This is a genomic window from Actinomadura formosensis (assembly GCF_050948385.1).
Taxonomy (GTDB): Bacteria; Actinomycetota; Actinomycetes; order Streptosporangiales; family Streptosporangiaceae; genus Spirillospora; species Spirillospora formosensis.
On the sequence record NZ_CP192011.1, the window covers coordinates 52,465 to 72,531 of the forward strand.

Consider the following 20,067-nt stretch of genomic DNA (forward strand, 5'->3'; position numbering starts at 1 on the left):
AAGGTTCGCTCGAAGTATCTGGATACCTAACCACCGCCACGACCGTGCTAGCCTTTTCAGGCACCCGGAAACGGGTCGGCACCCTTGGGCGGGTGGCGGAACGGCAGACGCGCACGGTTCAGGTCCGTGTGTCCGAAAGGATGTGAGGGTTCAAATCCCTCCTCGCCCACTCGGGGGTACAGACGAAAGTCGTAGCCCCACAGTGACGGAACGACCCCGGAGCAGGCAAGCTCCGGGGTCTTCGTCGTTACGGAGGCAAGTCTTCTGCGACCGTAGGGGCCGAAGAGGTAGACGCGCAGCAGAGCGTCCCGGCCCTCGGGGCCGGTTTGTGGTGGTGCGCCGGCGTCGTGAGCGCCGGCGGCTCAGGCTGCGGGCGGGGTGATGTGCCCGGTGGGTGTCCAGGTGGAGTCCACCGGGTTCGGTGAAGTCCTTGATGAGAACGCCGTCGCTGGCGCGGTTGCGGACTACGGCTTGTCCCATGACTGTGGAGACCGGGTCGAGCGAAACGTTGAACTGGCGCTGCCCGCCGGGCCGTTTCAGGTAGATCACCAGCTGCCGTGCCACGCGCAGCGCGACGTCCTGCCCGTGGTCGTCGGCGACCAGCGCGAGTGCCAGGTCCAGGCACGCGCTCGGCCCGGCGCCCGTCCACACGTCGCCGTCGCCGATGAAGACCGGGTCGGCGTCACCACGGTGTCGGGTACTCGGCGGCGAGCTGGTCGGCGGTGGACCAGTGCGTCGTAGCCGGCCTCCGAGTGGCCGATTCGTGGCAGAGTGGCGGGATGCCTGGAGCGCGGTACGGGATGGATGCGCCCTACGGGTTCGGCTTCGTGGGCCTGGTCGTGCTGGGGTTCTGGGTGACCGGGCTGGTGATGGCGGTCACCGCCGATCTGGCCGCCGCGCTGCCCGCGCTGGTCTCCGGCACCCTGCTGGCAGGATGCCTGGCCCTGAGCCTGCACGCCACGCTGCGCGGCAAGTTCCTGGTCTGGCGGGACGTGCTGGACGAGCTGGACCTGCGTGGCGACGAACGGCTGCTCGACCTCGGCTGCGGACGCGGCGCCGTCCTGTTGGCCGCCGCCCGGCACCTCCCGCAGGGCCGGGCGGTCGGCGTGGACCGGTGGCGCGGACGGGACCAGTCCGGCAACACCCCGGCGGCGACCCTGCGCAACGCCCGCGCCGAAGGCGTCGCCGACCGCGTCCACGTGCAAGGGGGTGACCTGCGCAGACTCCCGTACGCGGAGGCAAGCTTCGACCTGGTCGTGTCCAGCCTGACGGTGCACACCATCTTCGGCGCGGAAGCCCGCGCCCAAGCGATCGCCGAGGCGTACCGGGTGCTGCGGCCGGGCGGCCGCCTGCTGATCGCCGACCTGGCGCGGACTCCCCGCGAGTACGCTGCGGTGCTGGCCCGGCTGAACGCCCAGGACATCCGCGTGCGCGGCCTCGGCTGGCGCGCGTGGTGGGGCAGTCCGTGGGTCCCGACACGCCTGCTCACCGCCCGCAAGCCAGCCACCCCCTGAACACACCTACCGGCACGATCCAGGCGCCATGGTCACCTGGCGTCCGACGAGCACCCTCGATTACAGTGAGTAGCCAGACGTGTGTTTTATGGCTCCGGGAGGTCGTCCTCCGTCTCAAGGGAGGTCGACATGGACGTGCGCGAGGACATGAGGGAGGCGCGTCAGCAGGAGGTGCTGCTGACGCTGATCGTGCCGTTGCGGCGGCGGATGAGCGCGCAGGGGTGAGTCACACTCAGGTCGCGCTCCGGCTCCGGCGCGACCGGTCCAGGATCTCGCGGGCGCTGTTGGGGCGTCAGGTGCCGTCGCTGCATTTGATCGTGGCCATGGCCTAGGTGCTCGGCGTGGACGTCACCGAGACCGAGGGAGCTCTGGCAACAGGCGGACGTGGTGCGGCGGGCCGGCCGGACATGCCAGGCGAACGACGGACCGCCGTGGGATCTGGACAGCTACCTCTCGATGCTGCAGGCACTTCGCGATCTGTTGGCTAGCCGTGGCCTTTCGCAGCGTGCGGTGGTGCGCCAGGACGAGAGCCGGCGTCTGAGGCCGTCCAATGTCAGCGCGGTGCTGCGGGGGAGCGGACAGCTCGCCGGGCTGTCGTGTTGACGATCGTGCGTGCCTGCGGTGCCGATGGCCAGGAGGTGGAGGCATGCGAGGCCGCGTGGTGGCGGTTCGGATATCCCTATCAGGTCGCGCAGCGGCAGAACCGGCTGGACGGGCTGAGGTGCGGGACCTTCCGACGGGTGATGCAGGAACTGGCTCGGTCATCGCGGTAAGGGGCGGCGACAGGCGGGAGCGGTTCAGGGACGGAGCCGTGGATGACCCCGGGGACGGACGGCTGTACCGACTGGGTCAGCAGGGCTGCAGACCCGGCAAGGCCCACAAGATCCGAGTCAGCCCGCGTGTGCCTCTCACCAGACCCGAGAGAGGTGGAAGATGATCTTGCGTAGCGTGGAATCCCGCGGAGCGGGACCTCACGTTGCCGCTGGTCAGGGAGTTTCGTCGGTAGCCCACTCGGAGTTGGGAGTGGTGTGCCCGCGGAGAGCGCGGGCTGCCACTCCTTCGTCGTGTTTACCTGGGGGGCGCCCCCCAGACCCCCGATGTGGGGGCTTCGCCCCCACGCCCCCGGGCGCTCGCTGCGCTCACTTTGGTGGGACGGCATGTCTGGGCACCGCTGTGTTTCCAACTTCCTGCAGCTTAGGCGGCTTGTGTGGGGCTTGCCAGTGGGAGTGCGTCGGCTGTCTGGTGTCAGGGCAATGTCTGATGACGTCATTGTGATGCTTGACCTGACGTCACTGTGACGTCATAGTTGGAGCATGGACCTGATGCCGTACGTGGAGAACCTTCGCCGTGAGCTTGCGGTCGCGGCCGAGGCGGGGGGGCCGGACGCTCGTGCGCTGGCCGAGCGTCTCACCGGCGCTCTGGAATCGGCCGCCAGGCTCACTTTGCTGGAAGCGTTGTCGGCGGCGGCGGACGAGATCACCCGTGATCTCGCGCCGGGGTCGGTCGACGTGCGGCTGCGCGGCGGCGACCCGGCGTTCGTGGTGACGCCGCCGGAGCCGTCCTCGGAAGGCACCGGCGGCAGCAGGGCGGAGACCGCGCCCGGGACTCCGCCGCCGGCCGCCGAGGAGGGCGGCACCGCGCGGATGACCCTGCGGCTTCCCGAACACCTCAAGCTGCGCGTGGAGGAGGCGGCCGGCCGGCAGGGGATCTCGGTCAACGCCTGGCTGGTCCGCGCCATCTCCGCCGTGTTCGAGCCCGGTGCCGGGAGCCGCGCCGCCGACCGGCCGCAGCAGTCCCAGAGCGGGCGCGACTACACCGGCTGGGTGCGCTGACAGCACCGCCACTCTCCACCACTCCTTCGCCCGGCCCCGAGGCCGGGATGTGCCACCGGACCCATGAGGAGGGCTCCGCCATGCCTGCTTTCGACACCCCCGAACCGATCACCTTGGACATCGACGTCTATGTCGGCCAGGTGAGGGTCAACGCCGGCGACCGCGCCGACACCGTCGTGGAGGTGCGGCCGAGCGACCCGTCCGCCGACGCGAGCGTGCAGGCCGCCGAACAAACGATCGTGCAGTTCTCGGGCGGCCGGCTGCTGGTCAAGGGCCCCAAGCCCAAGGGGCTCGCGCACCTGCGCTCCTGGCGCGGCTCCATCGACGTGACCGTCGGCTTGCCGGCCGGGTCCCGCGTCGAGGCCAAGGTCGCCGCGGACTTCATCGCCACCGGCACGCTCGGCGAGACCGTCCTGCGCAGCCTGAACGGCGACGTCCGCCTGGAGAAGACCGGTGCGCTGGAGGCCAAGGCGTCCGTCGGCGACATCTCCGTGGACCTGGTGACCGGGGCAGCCGAGGTGACCGCCTCCACCGGGGCGATCCGGATCGGCGCCATCGACGGCCCCGGCACGGTGAAGAACTCCACCGGCGCCGTCACGATCGGCGAGGTGACCGGCGATCTCCAGGTGAAGACCGGCATCGGTGACATCACCATCGACCGCGTGCCGGCCGACATCACCGCCAGGACCGCGCACGGCAGGATCCGGATCGGTTCGGCGGTGAGCGGCACCGTCCGCATAGAGGGCGGCCACGGCAAGGTCGACATCGGCATCCCCGAGGGCACGGCCGCCTGGCTGGACGTCCACTCCAAACACGGCGTCGTACGCAACGCCCTCACCTCCGCAGAAGGCCCCGAGGACACAGACACGGTCGTGGAGGTGCACGCGCACACCAACTGGGGCGACATCGACATCCACCGGTCCTGATCCCCGAACACCAGCAAGGGAGCCCCTCATGAGTGACGCGATCACGGCTGAAGGACTGGTCAAGAGATACGGCGAGGTGACGGCCCTGGACGGGCTGAGCTTCTCCGTCCCGCAGGGGACGGTGCTCGCCCTGCTCGGCCCGAACGGGGCCGGAAAAACCACGGCGGTGCGGGTGCTGACCACGCTGCTCCCACCGGACGGCGGCCGCGCCACCGTCGCCGGATGCGACGTCACCCGTGACGCCCGGCGGCTGCGCTCGTACATCGGGCTGTCCGGCCAGTACGCCGCCGTCGACGAGCACCTCACCGGCGCCGAGAACCTGGAGATGGTCGGACGGCTGTACCACCTGGGCGTCAAGCGCAGCAAGGCCCGTGCTCGCGAGCTGCTCGAACGCTTCGACCTCACCGGCGCCGCGGACCGTCCGGTGAAGGGCTACTCCGGCGGTATGCGCCGCCGCATCGACCTCGCCGGTGCCCTGGTCGCCGACCCGCCGGTGCTGTTCCTGGACGAACCCACCACAGGTCTGGACCCCCGCGCCCGCGCCGCGCTGTGGGACACCATCTCCGAACTCGTCGCGGGCGGCAGCACACTGCTGCTGACCACCCAGTACATGGAGGAGGCCGACCGGCTCGCCGACCAGATCATGGTGGTCGACCACGGCCGCGCCATCGCCCGCGGCACCGCCGACGAACTCAAGGACCAGGTCGGCGGCAACCGCATCGAGCTGACCGTGACCGGCGCCGCCGAACTGGAGACCGCCCGGCGGACGCTCGCCTGGGTCGCCGTCGGCGCCATGCGGACCGTGCCGGAGTCGCTGCGGATCACCGTCCCGGTCACCGGTGGGCCGGAGGCGCTCCGCGAGGTCCTCGGCCGGCTGGCCGACGAGGGCGTCCGGGTGCGGGACGCCGGGCTGCGGCGGCCGACCCTCGACGACGTCTACCTCACCCTGACCGGACGCCAGGCGCCCGGCGCCGAAGAGCAGGTCCAGGAGGCCGCCCGATGAACGCGCTCACCATGCCCGTCGCCGACGGCTGGACCATCGCCAGGCGCAACACCCTGAAGATCAGGCGGTCACCGGACCTGCTCGGTGCCGCGATCATGTTCCCGATCGTGTTCGTGCTGATGTTCGCCTACGTCTTCGGCAGCGTCATCGACGTCCCGGGGATGTCGTACCGGGAGTTCCTGCTCCCCGGCATCTTCGTCCAGGCCGTGATCATGAGCGCGCAGATCACCGGCTACACGCTGACCCTGGACCTGCAGAAGGGCATCTTCGACCGGTTCCGCTCGCTGCCCATGGCCCCGTCCGCGGTACTGATCGGCCAGACCGTCAGCGACCTGCTGATGAACCTCGCCGGCCTGGTCGTCATGGCGGCGATGGGGCTGATCGTCGGCTGGCGCGTGCACACCTCGCCCTACGAGGCCGTCCTCGGCTTCGGTCTGCTGCTGCTGTTCGCCTACGCGTTCTCCTGGTTCACCGCGACCGTCGCGCTGGCCCTGCGCACCCCGGAGAGCTTCAACAACATCGCGACCATGGTCTCCTTCCCGCTGATGTTCATCTCCAACGCCTTCCTCGACAGCTCCGAACTGCCCACCCCGCTGCGCGTCGTCGCGGAATGGAACCCGGTCTCGACGTTCACCCAGGCCGCACGCGAGCTGTTCGGCAACACCAGCCCCGTGATGAGGACCTCGGACGCCTGGCCCATCCAGCACGCCATCCCGGCATCACTCCTCTGGATCGCCGTCATCCTGGTGGTGTTCGTCCCGCTGGCGACCCGTCTCTACAAGAAGGCGGTCAGTAGCTGACCATCGACGTCCTGGAGGGGGCCGGCCCCCTCCAGGAGTGGCCTAGGTGCGGTGGTGCTTCTCGTGGGGGACCATCAGGTCGGCGCCGCGTGGGGGTGGGTACGGGTGGCTGCCGCGGAGGTCGCTGGTCTGCATCGTCCGGCTGATGTCGCTCGGGCTGACCAGACCCACGACCTGTCCGCCGGCGCCCAGCACGACGGCGCGGCCGTCGGTGCAGTCGGCCATGCGGGGCAGCAGGTCGGTCAGCGGATCGTCCGGGTGAGCGGTCGGGATCTGCTCGGGCGGGCAGGCGATGTCGAACAGGTGCAGCGTCGAACGCTGGTCGGGCGGGGTGGCGCGGATACGGTTCAGCGTCACCAGGCCCGCCAGCCGGCCGTCCGTGATCAGCGGATACGTGGAGAAGCGGTGGGTGAGGACGACTTCGTCGATGAGGTTCTGCACCGTTTGATTCGCGTTCGCGACGACGGGGTCGGGTGTCATGATCTCGCCGACGCGTATGCCGTGCAGGGCGGCGTTGACGCGCGTCTGCTGCTCCTCCGAGCTGGCGGCGCCGACGACGAAGAGGCCGATCAGGATCAGCCACAGGCCGCCGAATCCGGCGCCGACGACGAACTGGATGAAACCGAGAGCGATGAGGATCAGGCCGAAGGCGCGGCCCGCGCGGGCGGCGGTGATGGCGGCGGCGGTCCGGTCGCCGCGGCGCCACCACAGGAACGCGCGCAGCACCCGGCCGCCGTCCAGCGGTGCCGCGGGGACCAGGTTGAACACCGCGAGGAGCCCGTTGATGCCGGCCAGGTAGGCGAGGGTCTCCACGCCGAGGCCGGGGCCGGTGATGGCGTGCGCCGCCACGGCCGCGGCGGCGAAGACCGCGCCCACGGCCAGGCTGGCGAGCGGTCCGACGGCGGCGATGCGCAGGTCGGCGCCCGCCGAGCGCGGCTCACCGCGAAGCTCGGCGACGCCGCCGAGCAGCCACAGCGTGATGCCCGAGACCTCGATGCCGTTGCGGCGCGCGACGACCGCGTGCGCCAGCTCGTGGACCAGCAGCGACACCAGCAGCAGGATCGCGCTCACCGTCCCCGCCACCAGATAGGCCCAGGTGGCGAGGCCCGGCAGTACCTCCGGGAACCTGCCGAACGACAGCCCGAAGATCAGGATCGCGACGATCACGATCACGCTGAAGTTGATGCCGACCCTGATACCGGCGATATGGCCGAGCCGGATCGACTCCTTCATCGGTCTCCCTCGTCCGCCATGACTCCCCGCCTTCGCAGGTCAAACCGCCTGTGAGCTACCCGCTGGCCGGGCGTCTATGCGGTCCCGCCGGATCGGGGCCTGCGGGAGCCGGCCCAGGCCGGAGCCGGGAACGCCGATCGTCCGTCCGACGTCCGACGAGGGCCCGGCCGTATCTCAGATTTCAACGGGCTTCCAGTGAGGAATCCCGGTCGTTCACGGCCGGGAGGAACCGCTTCCCTGCCCGGAGCCCGGACGTCAGTCCGGGCGTTCTCGCTGGTCGATGCAGTCCGCGCCCATCGTTCCTGTGGTTCGCCATCTCCGAGAGCTACAGGCGGCTGTGGCCCGACGTGAACACCCTCGTCGGCTCCGTCCAGGTCGGCTGACCGCGCAACCGTCCGGACGCGGGCGGGGTTCAGGGGGCGCACGTCCGACCGGACGTGCTCGCTCGCTGAGAGGGGAACCCATGGATCTGCGGCTTGCCGGACGTGTCGCGGTCGTCACCGGGGCGTCGAAGGGGATCGGGCTGGCGGTCACGCGGACGCTGCTGGACGAGGACGCCCGCGTGGTGGCGGTGTCGCGCGAACCCGGCGCGGAACTGGAGGTGCTCGCCGGTCCGAACCTGCTGCACGTGCCGGCCGATCTGATGGACCCGGACGCCCCGGCGATGGCCGTGCGGCGGGCGGTGGAGGTGTTCGGCCGGCTCGACGTGCTGGTCAACAACGCGGGCGGCCCGCCGCCCGGGGCGAGCCTGCCGCGGTTCGGGTTCCTGACCCCGACGGACGACGACTGGCGCGACATGTTCGAGTTCAACCTGTTCGCGGTGGTCCGGGCGGTGCGGGCGGCGATCCCGCATCTGCTGGAGAGCGACGCGGCGTCGATCGTGAACGTCTCGTCGGGCAACGGGCGGCGTCCCGGGCCGATGAACTTCGACTACAACGCGGCGAAGGCGGCGCTGAACAACCTGACCAAGGGGCTGTCGGAGGAGTACGCGCCGCAGGGCGTCCGGGTCAATTCGGTCTCGCCGGGGCCGGTCCGCACACCGTGGTGGACGGACGAGGGCGGCGCCGCCGACATCATCGCCGGGGCCACCGGGGCGGACCGCGACGCGGTGCTGGACGGCGGCGCCGCGCAGATGATGAGCCTGACCACCGGCCGTCTCGCCGTGCCGCAGGAGGTCGCGGACGTGGTCGTCCTGCTGGCCTCGCCGCGGTCGGCGAGCACGACCGGGGCCGACTTCGCGGTGGACTCCGGTTTCCTCAAGGAGATCTGAGGCAGGCGCACCGCTGCTCGGCGGCCGGTGACCGCGGCCCCGGCCGCAGGCGGCCGGGGCTCGCGCGTCATCCGGTGGGACGGCGCGGCAGGAACAGTGCCGGGACGAGCGCCAGGGCCAGCAGCCCGACCGCGAACATGTAGGTGTGCTGGAACGCGTCCGCCAGCGGCCCGGCGATCGCCCGGTGGGCCTGCGGGCCCAGCCGGTGGACGGCCTGGAGCGCGCCGCCCTCCCCGGCCGGCACCAGGCCGGCCATCAGCGTGGACAGGACCACCGACGCCATCGCCGTCCCGACCGCCCCCGCCGTCGTGTTGATCAGGTTGACGGTCGTGCTCGCCGCCGGGGCCCGGTCGTGCGGCAGTCCCCGCGTCGCCGCCGTCATCGCGGGCATCATCGTCGCGCCGCCGCCCGCGCCCATCAGCAGCATCGCCGCGCACAGCCCCCAGTACGGCGTGTCCGCGCCGAGCTGGACGGTGAACAGGGAGAACCCGGTCAGCGCGGTCGCGATCGACACCGGGACGAGCCGCCCGGGCGGAACCCGGTCGATGAGCCGGCCCGCGACCTGCATCGCCGTCCCGGAGCCGAGCGCGAACGGGATGCCGAGCACGCCCGCCATCGTCGCGCTCTCCCCCCGGACGACCTGCAGATACAGCGGGAGGAGCAGCATGGTTCCGAAGTAGCCGAACGCGAACAGGGTCAGGGTGCCGGTGGCGGCGGCGAACGTCCGGTCCCGGAACTGGCGCGGGTCGATCAGCGGATGCCGCGCCGTCACCGCCCGGACGGCGAACGCGGCGATCAGTGCCGCGCCCGCCGCCAGCGGCACGAGCACCCCGGCCGAGCCGAAGTCGCCGCGGTCGCCGCCCTTCGTGACGCCGTAGAGCAGCGCGGCGATGCCCGGTGACAGTGTCAGCAGGCCGGGCACGTCCAGCGGCGTGCGCGCCTCGGGGGCGTCGCGCGGGAACAGCCGGGCGGCGAGCACCACGACCGCCGCCGCCACGGGCAGGTTGACGAAGAACATCCACCGCCACGACACCTCGTCGATCAGCCGGCCGCCGAGGACCGGGCCGGCCAGCGGGCCGACGAGGATCGCGAGGCCGAGCGTGCTCATCAGCCGGCCGAGCCGCTCGGGACCGGCGGCGCGCAGCAGGATCGTCATGCCGACCGGCATCACCAGGCCGCCGCTGAACCCCTGCACGACCCGGAAGACGATCAGCGACTCGATGTTCCACGCCAGCCCGGCGAGCATCGACCCGGCCGCGAACGCGGCGATGGCGCCGAGGTACAGCCGGCGCGCGCCGAACCGTCCGACGGCCCACGCGCTGGACGGGATGACCGCGCCGAGAGCCAGCGAGTAGCCGGTCGCCACCCACTGGATCGCGCCGAGCGGGGCGTGGAAGTCCCGCGACAGCCGGGTGATCGCCACGTTCACGACCGTCGTGTCCAGCGTGATCATGATCGAGCCGAGGGCGAGGACGAGCGCGACCGCCATCGGCCTCGTCCTGACCCGGGGCGGAGCCTCCGCCATGGCGGTCATCTCATGCCCCGTACGGACGCGCGGCCCGCGCGCGGCGCAGCGCGTGCCCCCACCAGGCGAGCTGGTCGAGCATCCCCTTGACCGCCGCGGCGGCGCCTTCGGGATCGTTCGGCCGGCCGTCGTTTCCGAACCAGTTCCACGGGTGGTGAAAGCTCACGGTGTCGCGCACCGTGACCGCGTGCAGCTCGGCGAAGACGCCCCGCAGATGTTCGACGGACCGCAGCCCGCCCGCCACCCCGCCGTACGACACGAACGCGACCGGCTTCGCGCGCCACTCATAGAAGCAGGTGTCGATCAGGTTCTTCAGCGTGCCGGGGAAACTGTGGTTGTATTCGCAGGTCACGACGGTGTAGGCGTCCGCCTCGCCCAGCTTGTCGGTCACGCTCGCGAACTTCTCGGACGTCTTCGCGCCCAGCACCGCCGGGGGCGGCTCCTCCGCCACGTCCACGACATCGATGATCAGGTCGTCGCGCTGCCGGGCCTGCCCGATGAACCAGTCCGCCACGGTCGGCCCGAACCGTCCCTCACGGGTGCTCCCGATGATGACCGCCATGCGCAGCGGTGCCTCGGTCATTGGTCTCTCCTCGCGTATGTGCAGCTCGTTGGCGTGATCGAAGCTACGGAGACCACCGAGGACGCCTCATCTGTCAGATGACTGGGGTGCCCTACCTGTTGTCCACCGACCGTGGCGGGCCCCGGCGTCATGCCGGCGCGGCGGGCTCGGCTCGGCCGGAGGCGGCCATGGGGGTGGAGAGGATGATCACCGACTGCGACGTTGGTCGTGAGTGCCCCGGTCGGTGGGATCGGGGGCGCGCTCTGGGCTGGAGGTTCGGGGATGTGGCGGCTGGTCGTGACCGGGATGGTGGCGGGCGCCCTGCTGAGCGGGTGCGGCGGCGAAGGGGCCTCCATCCTTGGCAAGGAGACGCTGGTCGCGGGCGTCCGGCCGGACCTGCCGGGCATCGGGTTCAGGCGCCCGGACGGGACGTTCGAGGGCCTGGACGTGGACGTGTCCCGCTACCTGGCCGGCCGGATGGGGAAGAAGGTCCGGTTCGCCCCGGTGCTGGCGCGGGACCGTGAGCGGCTCCTCCGGCACGGGGACGTCGACATGGTCCTGACGTTCTGGGTGGAGCCCGAGTGGAAGCAGCGCCTCACGTTCGCGGGCCCGTACCTCCTGTCGTACCAGGACATCCTCGTCCGGAACCGGATGAGGGACGTGCACGGGGTGCACGACCTCAAGGGACGCAGGATCTGCGCCGTGACCGGGGCCGGCGCGGCCGAGGCGGTGACCGTGGAGCGGCAGGTGCCGGCGGTGCCGGTCGCGGCGAGGTCCTACGACGAGTGCATGACGATGCTCGGGGACGGCCGGATCGACGCGATCACGACGAACGACACGATTCTGGCCGGGTTGGAGACCGGAAGGGGCGACGGGTTCCGGCTGCTGCGCGCCCGGTTCGGCGAGCGGCGGACGGGCATCGCGGTCCGCAGGGGCGACCTCGACGGATGCGAAGCCCTCAACCGGGCCATCACCCAGATGTACCAGGACGGGACGATGGCGAAGCTCATGCGCAAGTGGTTCGGCACGTCCGGCCTCGACCTCTCGGATGTGGAGGTTCCCGAGTTCGAAGGCTGCCTCTGACCCCTATTGGGGCTTGCGGCGGATGTTGTTGGGCTGGGTCGGCTTCGCGGTCGGCCGGGTGGTCTCGTTCTTGCCCTTGCCGGGGCCGGTGGCCGGCGGGTTGCCGTTGTCGTTGTCGGACCCGCGCGGGGGCGTGCTGGTGCTGTGCGGGTTCGGGCTCTTCTTCGGCTGGCCCGACGCGTTCGCCTTGTCGTGCTGCCGGCTCGTCGTGGGCGACGCCGACGGCGAGGACGACGGCCTGTGCGTCGGTGACGGCGAGTACCGCGTCGCCGGCGTGTTGTCGTTGCCGCCGCCGTGGTGGTGCTCGTGATGCCTTGAGGACGGGGACGGCTCCGGGGCCTGACCGGGGAAGTGCCCGGTCCCGTAGGCGACACCGCCGGTCAGCAGGATCGAGCCGCCCACCAGCGCGATGACCTTGGCGGTCAGGAAGCGGCGCAGGCCGGTGAGCCGGGACTTGCGCGCGGCGGGCGCGGACGCGGCCAGGAAGGCGGCGACGGCCGCGTCCTCGCCGCCGAGTTCCTCCGGACGGCCGGGCGCGGTGGCGGCCGTGAGCAGCGCGTGAAGCGGGGCGTGCCCGCCGGCGCCGTCGAGCAGCCGCTCGGCGGTGTGCTGGTCGAGCCGTCCGGCCTCGGTGTCGTCGCTCATGTCACCCCTTCAGCGCCTGGACCGCTGCTTTTGTCACCCCGGACCAGCGGCCGGGCCGTCCCGGTCTCGGCCAGCCGGTCGGCGAGGCGGCGCAGCCCGCGGTAGGCGGCGGTGCGGACGGCCCCCGAGCGTTTGCCGAGGACCTTGCCCGCCGACTTGGCGTCCAGGCCGACGACGACGCGCAGCAGTACCGCCTCGGCCTGGTCGCGGGGGAGCTCGGAGATCAGCCGCAGTGCCTCCTCGGTGGCGATGCCGTCCAGGGCGGCGAGTTCGGTGTCGCCGTCGGCGGCCATCGTGACGAGTTCCTCGACGGGCAGGTCGGAGCCGGGGCGGCGGGACTTGCGGCGCAGATGGTCCAGGGCCCGGTGCCGGGTGATCGTCGCGGTCCAGCCGCGGAAGCCGTCGAGGTCGCCGCGGAACGAGCGCAGGTCGCGGGCGATCTGCAGCCACGCCTCCGACGTCACGTCCTCGGCGTCCGCGCCGACGAGCGCGCCCGCGAAACGGATCAGGCGGGGCTGGACGTCGCGGTAGAGCATGCGGAAGGACTCCTCGTCGCCGTCCTGCGCCGCCCGGAGCGCACGGCCGAGTTCGTCCTCGTCCACCGCGCCATTGTGCAGGCATTCCCGCAATGGTGTGACACCTACATGTGGGTTCGCGCTGAGGAGTTGACGCCCGCGCCGCCGGGACGTCCCCCCGCCCCGCCACCAGTACTGGACGAACATGATCGGCAATACCCCGTACGACCGGGACGAACTTCTCGTCACCGGCATTCCTCCGGTCGCTGATCCGTTGACGACGCCGTTGACGGAGCCCCCAACCGAGACGAAACCGTTAACTGAAACCGAAGCGGCGCCCGTCTTCGTCGACGTGTCCGGGTGGCGGGCTCGGCTCGGGCGGCGGCTGGGGCTGGCGGCCGGCGCGCTCCTCGTCGTGTTCCTGGGTGCGCTGGGCCTCGGCCTGACGACCGGGGCCGATGTGCCGTTGACGCCGTGGAGCGAGTCGTCCGCTCACCCACGCGTGAAGGGGAGCCACCCGCGGGTCGCGCCCCCCAAGACGACCGAGAAGACCGAGTCGCCCGCCGGAGGGTCCGCTCCCACCGGGCAGGCTGCGGTTCCCGCTCCCCCTGCGACGTCCAGGCCGTCGTCCTCCACGCCTGCGCCGCAGACCGCGCCGACGACCGTCGCGACCACGAGCAGGCCGGGCAGAACCCAGGTGTCCACCCCCGCTTCCCCGCCTGCCTGGGGACACAAGAAGAAGAGCCGCTGACAGTGCGAGTGAGAGAGCCGCGGGGCCACTGGATCCTGCTCCTGCTCGGGGGAACGGCGCTGACCGTTCTCCTGCTGCTCGACGGCTTCGCGCACGGTGCCGTCGGCGAGGCGCCACGGGACGTGCCGAAGCACCCCGCCCCGGCGCCGCAGCACGTCGTCTCCGGCGGGCCGGTACTCAACATGGCGGACGGTACGCCGCGCAGCCGCCGCATGCCCCCGAAGACGATCGCGCTCACCTTCGACGACGGTCCCGACCCCGAATGGACGCCGCGGCTCCTGGACGTCCTGCGCCGCCATGACGCCCACGCGACGTTCTTCACCGTCGGCGCGCGCGTGGCCGAGAACCCCGGGTTGACCCGCCGCATCCTCCACGAGGGCCACGAGATCGGCTCGCACACGTACACGCACGCGGACCTGGCCACCGCGCCCGCGTGGCGGGGGCGCCTGGAGATGGACCTCACGCAGCGGGCACTGGCGGGCGCGGCGGGCGTCCACACGCGGCTGATGCGGATGCCGTACTCGTCGCGTCCGGACGGCCTGACGGCACCCGAGTGGCGTGCGGCCCGGCGGGCGGGCGGCGACGGGTACATCGTGGTGCTCACCGACCGCGACACCGAGGACTGGGCGCGTCCCGGCACCGCGAACATCGTCGAGACGGCGCTGGCGGCGGAGCGGCGCGGCGAGGGCGCGGTCGTGATGCTGCACGACGCGGGCGGCGACCGGGCGCAGACCGTCGCGGCCGTCGAGCAGATCCTCGACCGGCTCCAGCCGCAGGGGTACCGTTTCACGACGCTCACGCAGGGGCTCGGCATGCCCGCGGCGGAGGTCCCGGTGTCCGCGCCTGAGAAGGCCGCCGGCTGGACGCTGGTCGCCGCCCAGCGCGCCGCGTCCACGCTCACCGGGACGATGGGCGCGCTGTTCGCCGCGGCCGGGCTCCTGTACGTGCTGAGGCTCTTGCTGCTGCTGCTGTTCGCGCACGTCCACATGCGCCGCGTCCGCCGGCCGGGGCCGCCCGTCATGCCGAAGATGAAGGGGTACGGGGAGCTGCCGCCCGATCCGTTCCCGCCCGTGTCGGTGATCGTCCCCGCGTACAACGAGGAGGCGAGCATCAGGGCGACGGTCGCGTCGCTGCTGGACACCGACTATCCGGGAGCCCTCGAAGTGATCGTGGTGGACGACGGCTCCACCGACTCCACCGCCGGCATCGTCGAGGGCCTCGGCCTGCCCGGCGTGCAACTGATCCGCAAGCCGAACGGCGGCAAGCCCAGCGCGCTGAACGCGGGCCTGTTCGTGGCCCGGTCCGAGATCCTCGTGCTGGTGGACGGCGACACCGTCTTCCAGCGCGACACCATCCGGCACCTCGTCGCCCCGTTCGTGGACTCCAGGGTCGGGGCGGTCAGCGGCAACACCAAGGTCGCCAACCGCGGCGGCATCCTCGGACGCTGGCAGCACATCGAGTACGTCATCGGGTTCAACCTCGACCGGCGGATGTTCGACGTCCTGCAATGCATGCCGACCGTGCCCGGCGCGATCGGCGCGTTCCGGAGGTCGGTCCTGGCCGAGGTGGGGTGCGTGCCCAGCGACACCCTGGCCGAGGACACCGACCTCACGATGGCGATATGCCGCACGGGTGCGCGGGTCGTCTACCAGGAGAAGGCCATCGCCTGGACGGAGGCGCCGTCGTCCCTCCGGCAGCTCTGGAGGCAGCGTTACCGCTGGTGCTACGGGACGATGCAGGCGATGTGGAAGCACCGCCGCTCCATCATCGAACGCGGAGACTCAGGGCGGTTCGGACGCCGCTGCCTCCCCTACCTGACCGTCTTCCAGGTGATCCTTCCGCTGTTCGCGCCGGCGGTGGACCTGTTCGCCCTGTTCGGCATGTTCTTCCTGGACCCGGCTGCGCCCATCCTCACCTGGACGGCCTTCGTCGTCGCGCAGGCGGCCGCCGGTGCCTATGCCCTGTGGCTGGACCACGAGCCCATCCGTCCGCTGTGGGTGTTGCCGCTCCAGCAGTTCGTGTACCGGCAGCTCATGTACCTGGTCGTCGTCCAGTCCGTGGTCACGGCGCTGCTGGGGTCGCGCTTGGGCTGGCACACCATCCGGCGTACGGGCACCTTCTCGCAGGGGCAGGAACAATCCCAGGGGGCCGTCCGTTACAGATAACGGCCGGTGTGCCTGGTGTCCCCGGGCCTCATCTACCGCCTTCACGGAATACCGTTCGGCTGGAGCCGTGTTGTGCTTTTCGCCGAGAGGCGACCCGCACACCGGTACCAGACCAGGACCCCGCCGGGTCGCCCGACCCGGCGGGGTCCGGTCGTTTCCGGGGTGGACGCGTTTTCCGGGGCGGGCTCGCCGCTGCGGCAGACTGGCGGGCATGAGTCTCGCCGCGCACCTGGAAGAACTCGGCCGTCCCCTGATCGAGGAGCAGCTCAGGCATCCCACCGTGGTGGGCATCGCCCAAGGGAACCTGGACGAGTCGGTCTTCCGCTCCTGGCTGGAACAGGACTACCTCTATCTGCACGACTACGTGCGCGTTTTCTCCCGCCTCGCATGGCAGGCACCCGCCGCCCACCTCGGCGACCTCGTCGACCTCGCCTACGCGACGTTCCACGACGAACTCGACCTGCACCGCTCCCTCTCCGCCGACTTCAACGCCGACCTGGACGGCGCGAAGATGGGGCCGGCCTGCGCCGCCTACACGTCCTTCCTTCTGGACAGTGCCGCCGTCTACTCCGAAGGTCTCGCCGCCCTCTACCCCTGCATGTGGGGCTACTCGACCCTGGGCCGGCGCCTGGCGGAGAATCCCCCGGACGAACCCCGCTTCCGCCGCTGGGTGGACACCTACGCCGACCCGGCCTTCGCCGAACTGACCGCCCGGATCGCCCAGATGATCGACGAGTCCGGTGCCGACCCCGAGACCGCCGAACGCCTCTTCCTGGAGGGCATGCGCCACGAACTGGCCTTCTGGGACGTCCCACGCTGATCCCGGCGGGCCGGGATCAGCGAGCGTCCGGCCCACCTCGGCGGTGACGGCCTCCACCACCTCCACCGCGAACCGCAGCCGCCCGGTGCGGGCGGGTCATCGTCGTCCCCTTCCTCAGCGGGCGACCGCGGTGGCTTCGACTTCGATCCGCCAGTCGGGCCGGGCCAGGGACGAGACCTCCAGAAGCGTGTCGGCGGGGTAGGGCTCGCTGAGGAACTCCTCGCGGAGCCGGATGACGTCGTCGAGGTCGGCCGCCATGTCCCGGACGAAGATCCCGATCTTCACGACGTCGCCGAGATCCGCGCCGGCCTCCGCCAGGACGCGCCGGAGGTTCCGGAAAGCCCGGCGTCCCTGTGCCAGGAAGCCGCCGGGCACCGTCCGGCCGTGCTCGTCGATACCGGCCTGGCCCGACACATGGATGAACCCGCCCGCCCGGATGGCCTGGGAGATCCGGTACGGCTCGTACCAGTCGGGGGTGGTGGCGATGCGCTCGATCAAGATCCGCTCCTAATTGCATGTACATACATGATTTGCATGTGCAGGCATATATTGCATGAGCGGTAGGCTGGCGTCAACCGGGAAGCGGGTGCGGGATGAGCGTGGACGAGAAGACGGCGGTCACGGCGGACGGGCTGCTCTGGGACGGCATCGTGACCCTGCACGGCCGTGTCGAGCACCGGCTCGCCAAGGCCCTGCAACGGCGGCACGGCATCGGCCTGTCGGAGTACCGGACGCTGTGCCGGCTGTCCCGCGCCGAGGACGGCGAACTGCGGATGCAGGAACTCGCCGACCTCATCGGCCTCAACCAGAGCTCCGTCAGCCGCCTCGTCGCGCGGCTGGAATCCGCGGGACTCACCCGCCGCGACATGTGCCCCAAGGACCGCCGCGGCGTCTACACCGTCATCACCGAGGAGGGGCGCGCCGTCCAGAAGAGCGCCGCCCCCACCTACGCCGAAACCCTCACCGAGGCCCTCGACGACGCCGCCCGGGACCCTGCGCTGGCCCCGCTGCTGGCCACCCTCCGCCCCTGACCCGTCCCGCCGGTGCCGCGCGAACGCGTGAGCGCGCGGCCCCGGGCGGGACCGCGCGCTCGTGACCGCAGGATCAGCGGGTCGTGGCGACCTCCCGCCGGCCGGGCTCCGCGGCGGGCGGGACGGTGCCGTCCTCGCCGGCGGTCAGCGGCTTGAAGCGGCGCAGGCGGAGGCTGTTGCTGACCACGAAGACCGACGAGAACGCCATCGCGCCGCCCGCGATCATCGGGGTGAGCAGGCCGGTCGCCGCGAGCGGCAGGGCCGCCACGTTGTAGGCGAATGCCCAGAACAGATTGCCCTTGATCGTGCCGAGCGTGCGGCGCGACAGCCGGATCGCGTCCGCCGCGGCCCGCAGGTCGCCGCGCACCAGGGTCAGGTCGGACGCCTCGATCGCCACGTCCGTCCCGGTGCCCATCGCGAGCCCCAGGTCGGCCTGGGCGAGCGCGGCGGCGTCGTTGACCCCGTCGCCGACCATCGCCACGGTCCGGCCTTCGGACTGGAGGCGCTTGACCACGTCCACCTTGTCCTGCGGCAGAACCTCGGCGATGACCTCCTCGATCCCGACCGCGTCCGCGACCGTCCGGGCCACCGTCTCGTTGTCGCCGGTCAGCAGGACCGGGCGCAGCCCGAGCGCGCGCAACTGCCCGATCGCCTCCCGCGAGGTCGGCTTGACCTGGTCCGCGACGGTGAGCACCGCGCGGGCCTCGCCGTCCCAGCCGACCGCGACGGCGGTGTGGCCGAGCGCCTGCGCCTTCTCCATCGCGCGCTCCAGGTCGGGCGTGAGGTGCTGCGACCACTCGGCGAGCAGCTGCGGACGTCCCGCGAGGACGCCGTGGCCGTCCACCATCCCCTGGACGCCGAGGCCCTCGACGTTGGCGAAGTCCTCGACCGTGCCCAGCTCGCCGACCCTTTCGGCGGCGCCCTTCGCGATCGCCTGGGCGATGGGGTGCTCGGACGCGTTCTCCAGCGCGCCCGCCAGGCGGAGCACCTCGTCCCGCGGCACGCCGTCGGCCGTGATGACGTCGACCAGGGCCATCTTCCCGGTGGTGACGGTGCCGGTCTTGTCCAGGACGACGGTGTCGATGGTGCGGGTGGACTCCAGCACCTCCGGGCCCTTGATCAGGATGCCGAGCTGCGCGCCGCGTCCCGTCCCGACCATGAGGGCGGTCGGGGTGGCGAGGCCGAGCGCGCACGGGCAGGCGATGATCAGCACGGCGACCGCGGCGGTGAACGCCCCGGCGAGCGGTTCGCCGGTGCCGATCCAGAAGCCGAGCGTGCCGGCCGCGAGCGCGATCACGATCGGGACGAAGATCCCCGAGATCCGGTCGGCGAGCCGCTGCACCTGCGCCTTGCCGGTCTGCGCCTCCTCCACCAGCCGCGCCATCTGGGCGAGCTGGGTGTCGGCGCCGACCCGGGTCGCGCGCACCAGCAGCCGGCCGCCCGCGTTCACGGTCGCGCCGACCACGGCGTCGCCCGGCCCGACCTCGACCGGGACCGACTCACCGGTCAGCATGGACGCGTCCACCGCGGACGAGCCCTCCTCGACCGTCCCGTCCGTGGCGATCTTCTCGCCGGGGCGGACGACGAACACGTCCCCGGCCGCGAGCCGGTCGACCGGGATGCGCTCCTCGCGTCCGTCCCGGATGACCGAGACCTCCTTCGCGCCCAGTTCGAGCAGGGCGCGCAGGGCGGCGCCGGCGCGGCGCTTGGACCGCGTCTCGAAGTAGCGTCCGGCCAGGATGAACATGGTCACGCCGGCCGCGGCCTCGAGATAGATGTTCATCGACCCGTCCGAGCGGGTCATCGAGAACTCGAAGCCGTGTTTGATGCCCAGCTCACCGGCGGTGCCGAAGAACAGCGCCCACAGCGACCAGCCGAACGCGGCGATCGTGCCGAGCGAGATCAGCGTGTCCATGGTCGCCGTGCCGTGCCGCAGGTTGATCGCCGCGGCCCGGTGGAACGGCCAGCCCGCGTAGACGACGACCGGCGCGGCGAGCGTCAGCGACAGCCACTGCCACGCCTCGAACTGCAGCGCCGGGATCATCGCCATCGCGATGACCGGCACCGACAGCACGACCGCGGTGATCAGCCGCTGCCGCAGCGGACGCAGGCCGTCGTCCGGCTCCGGCGCCGCACCCGGGTCGGATTGCGGCGGGGCCGGCAGTTCGGCGGTGTAGCCGGCCTTCTCGACGGTGGCGACCAGCTCCTCCGGGGACACCCCCGGAGGGAACTCGACGCTGGCCTTCTCGGTGGCGTAGTTGACCGTGGCGGTCACGCCGTCCATCTTGTTGAGCTTCCGCTCGATGCGGTTGGCGCACGACGCGCACGTCATCCCGCCGATCGCCAGCTCGATACGCCCGGACTCGATGTCCGTGCTCATCGCTCCTCCTCT

19 protein-coding genes and 1 tRNA gene are annotated in these 20,067 nt (G+C 71.6%); 13 read left to right on the plus strand and 7 right to left on the minus strand.

Going from position 1 to position 20,067, the window contains the following annotated elements:
• Positions 1-86: 86 nt before the first annotated feature.
• The 7 genes from ACQP1N_RS00250 to ACQP1N_RS00280 all read left to right on the plus strand — a co-directional run bounded on the left by ACQP1N_RS00250 (position 87) and on the right by ACQP1N_RS00280 (position 6,075).
• Positions 87-169: transfer RNA gene (locus tag ACQP1N_RS00250), tRNA-Leu, on the plus strand.
• Between the two features lie 221 nt (positions 170-390).
• Positions 391-741 carry a hypothetical protein gene (locus tag ACQP1N_RS00255; RefSeq protein WP_433228462.1) on the plus strand — a complete coding sequence of 117 codons (351 nt, stop codon included), beginning with the start codon at positions 391-393 and terminating at the stop codon, positions 739-741.
• A 38-nt stretch (positions 742-779) separates the two neighbouring features.
• Complete coding sequence (locus ACQP1N_RS00260; RefSeq protein WP_433228464.1) at positions 780-1,514, plus strand: class I SAM-dependent methyltransferase; 735 nt, start codon at positions 780-782, stop codon at positions 1,512-1,514.
• 1,313 nt (positions 1,515-2,827) lie between these two features.
• Positions 2,828-3,346 carry a toxin-antitoxin system HicB family antitoxin gene (locus ACQP1N_RS00265; protein WP_433228465.1) on the plus strand — a complete coding sequence of 173 codons (519 nt, stop codon included), beginning with the start codon at positions 2,828-2,830 and terminating at the stop codon, positions 3,344-3,346.
• Positions 3,347-3,426: 80 nt separating this feature from the next.
• Positions 3,427-4,272 carry a DUF4097 family beta strand repeat-containing protein gene (locus ACQP1N_RS00270; protein ID WP_433228467.1) on the plus strand — a complete coding sequence of 282 codons (846 nt, stop codon included), beginning with the start codon at positions 3,427-3,429 and terminating at the stop codon, positions 4,270-4,272.
• A 28-nt stretch (positions 4,273-4,300) separates the two neighbouring features.
• On the plus strand, positions 4,301-5,275 hold the full coding sequence (locus ACQP1N_RS00275) for an ATP-binding cassette domain-containing protein (protein WP_067799508.1): 975 nt from the start codon (positions 4,301-4,303) through the stop codon (positions 5,273-5,275).
• The gene (locus tag ACQP1N_RS00280; RefSeq protein WP_067799511.1) at positions 5,272-6,075 is read left to right on the plus strand and encodes an ABC transporter permease; all 804 of its coding nucleotides are present in this window, start codon (positions 5,272-5,274) and stop codon (positions 6,073-6,075) included. The genes ACQP1N_RS00275 and ACQP1N_RS00280 overlap by 4 nt, the downstream gene beginning before the upstream one ends.
• Positions 6,076-6,117: 42 nt before the next feature.
• Here the strand turns inward: ACQP1N_RS00280 and ACQP1N_RS00285 are convergent, their stop codons facing one another.
• Positions 6,118-7,308 carry a site-2 protease family protein gene (locus ACQP1N_RS00285; RefSeq protein WP_433228469.1) on the minus strand — a complete coding sequence of 397 codons (1,191 nt, stop codon included), beginning with the start codon at positions 7,306-7,308 and terminating at the stop codon, positions 6,118-6,120.
• A 463-nt stretch (positions 7,309-7,771) separates the two neighbouring features.
• Between ACQP1N_RS00285 and ACQP1N_RS00290 the strand changes: the two genes are divergently transcribed.
• Positions 7,772-8,578: an SDR family NAD(P)-dependent oxidoreductase gene (locus ACQP1N_RS00290; protein WP_433228470.1), complete on the plus strand. Its 807-nt coding sequence runs from the start codon at positions 7,772-7,774 to the stop codon at positions 8,576-8,578.
• Positions 8,579-8,645: 67 nt separating this feature from the next.
• On the opposite strand, the gene ACQP1N_RS00295 is transcribed toward ACQP1N_RS00290, so the two are convergent.
• Together ACQP1N_RS00295 and ACQP1N_RS00300 are read right to left on the minus strand one after the other, a co-directional pair.
• On the minus strand, positions 8,646-10,103 hold the full coding sequence (locus tag ACQP1N_RS00295; RefSeq protein ID WP_433228471.1) for a DHA2 family efflux MFS transporter permease subunit: 1,458 nt from the start codon (positions 10,101-10,103) through the stop codon (positions 8,646-8,648).
• A 10-nt stretch (positions 10,104-10,113) separates the two neighbouring features.
• Positions 10,114-10,686, minus strand: coding sequence for an NADPH-dependent FMN reductase (locus tag ACQP1N_RS00300; RefSeq protein ID WP_067799522.1), 573 nt, complete (start codon positions 10,684-10,686; stop codon positions 10,114-10,116).
• Between the two features lie 261 nt (positions 10,687-10,947).
• On the opposite strand from ACQP1N_RS00300, the gene ACQP1N_RS00305 reads away from it, so the two are divergent.
• The gene (locus ACQP1N_RS00305; protein ID WP_067799525.1) at positions 10,948-11,748 is read left to right on the plus strand and encodes a transporter substrate-binding domain-containing protein; all 801 of its coding nucleotides are present in this window, start codon (positions 10,948-10,950) and stop codon (positions 11,746-11,748) included.
• Positions 11,749-11,751: 3 nt separating this feature from the next.
• Here the strand turns inward: ACQP1N_RS00305 and ACQP1N_RS00310 are convergent, their stop codons facing one another.
• Together ACQP1N_RS00310 and ACQP1N_RS00315 are read right to left on the minus strand one after the other, a co-directional pair.
• Positions 11,752-12,393: a hypothetical protein gene (locus ACQP1N_RS00310; RefSeq protein WP_433228472.1), complete on the minus strand. Its 642-nt coding sequence runs from the start codon at positions 12,391-12,393 to the stop codon at positions 11,752-11,754.
• A complete protein-coding gene (locus ACQP1N_RS00315; protein WP_242608563.1) occupies positions 12,390-12,995 on the minus strand; it encodes an RNA polymerase sigma factor in 606 nt (201 codons plus the stop codon). Before ACQP1N_RS00315 ends, ACQP1N_RS00310 begins: the two co-directional genes overlap by 4 nt.
• Positions 12,996-13,113: 118 nt before the next feature.
• Between ACQP1N_RS00315 and ACQP1N_RS00320 the strand changes: the two genes are divergently transcribed.
• From ACQP1N_RS00320 to ACQP1N_RS00330, 3 genes are all read left to right on the plus strand, one after another.
• The gene (locus tag ACQP1N_RS00320) at positions 13,114-13,659 is read left to right on the plus strand and encodes a hypothetical protein (RefSeq protein WP_433228473.1); all 546 of its coding nucleotides are present in this window, start codon (positions 13,114-13,116) and stop codon (positions 13,657-13,659) included.
• An 8-nt stretch (positions 13,660-13,667) separates the two neighbouring features.
• Positions 13,668-15,824, plus strand: coding sequence for a bifunctional polysaccharide deacetylase/glycosyltransferase family 2 protein (locus ACQP1N_RS00325; RefSeq protein WP_255218813.1), 2,157 nt, complete (start codon positions 13,668-13,670; stop codon positions 15,822-15,824).
• Between the two features lie 211 nt (positions 15,825-16,035).
• Entirely contained in the window at positions 16,036-16,644 is a 609-nt protein-coding gene (locus tag ACQP1N_RS00330; RefSeq protein WP_067799530.1) for a TenA family protein, read from the plus strand.
• Positions 16,645-16,758: 114 nt separating this feature from the next.
• Here the strand turns inward: ACQP1N_RS00330 and ACQP1N_RS00335 are convergent, their stop codons facing one another.
• On the minus strand, positions 16,759-17,142 hold the full coding sequence (locus tag ACQP1N_RS00335; protein ID WP_433228474.1) for a RidA family protein: 384 nt from the start codon (positions 17,140-17,142) through the stop codon (positions 16,759-16,761).
• A gap of 95 nt (positions 17,143-17,237) precedes the next feature.
• On the opposite strand from ACQP1N_RS00335, the gene ACQP1N_RS00340 reads away from it, so the two are divergent.
• Positions 17,238-17,675 (plus strand): MarR family winged helix-turn-helix transcriptional regulator, encoded by a 438-nt coding sequence (locus ACQP1N_RS00340; RefSeq protein WP_067799536.1) that lies wholly within the window; start codon positions 17,238-17,240, stop codon positions 17,673-17,675.
• A 73-nt stretch (positions 17,676-17,748) separates the two neighbouring features.
• Here ACQP1N_RS00340 and ACQP1N_RS00345 read toward each other — a convergent pair whose 3' ends face one another.
• A complete protein-coding gene (locus ACQP1N_RS00345) occupies positions 17,749-20,055 on the minus strand; it encodes a heavy metal translocating P-type ATPase (RefSeq protein ID WP_067799539.1) in 2,307 nt (768 codons plus the stop codon).
• Positions 20,056-20,067: the final 12 nt, after the last annotated feature.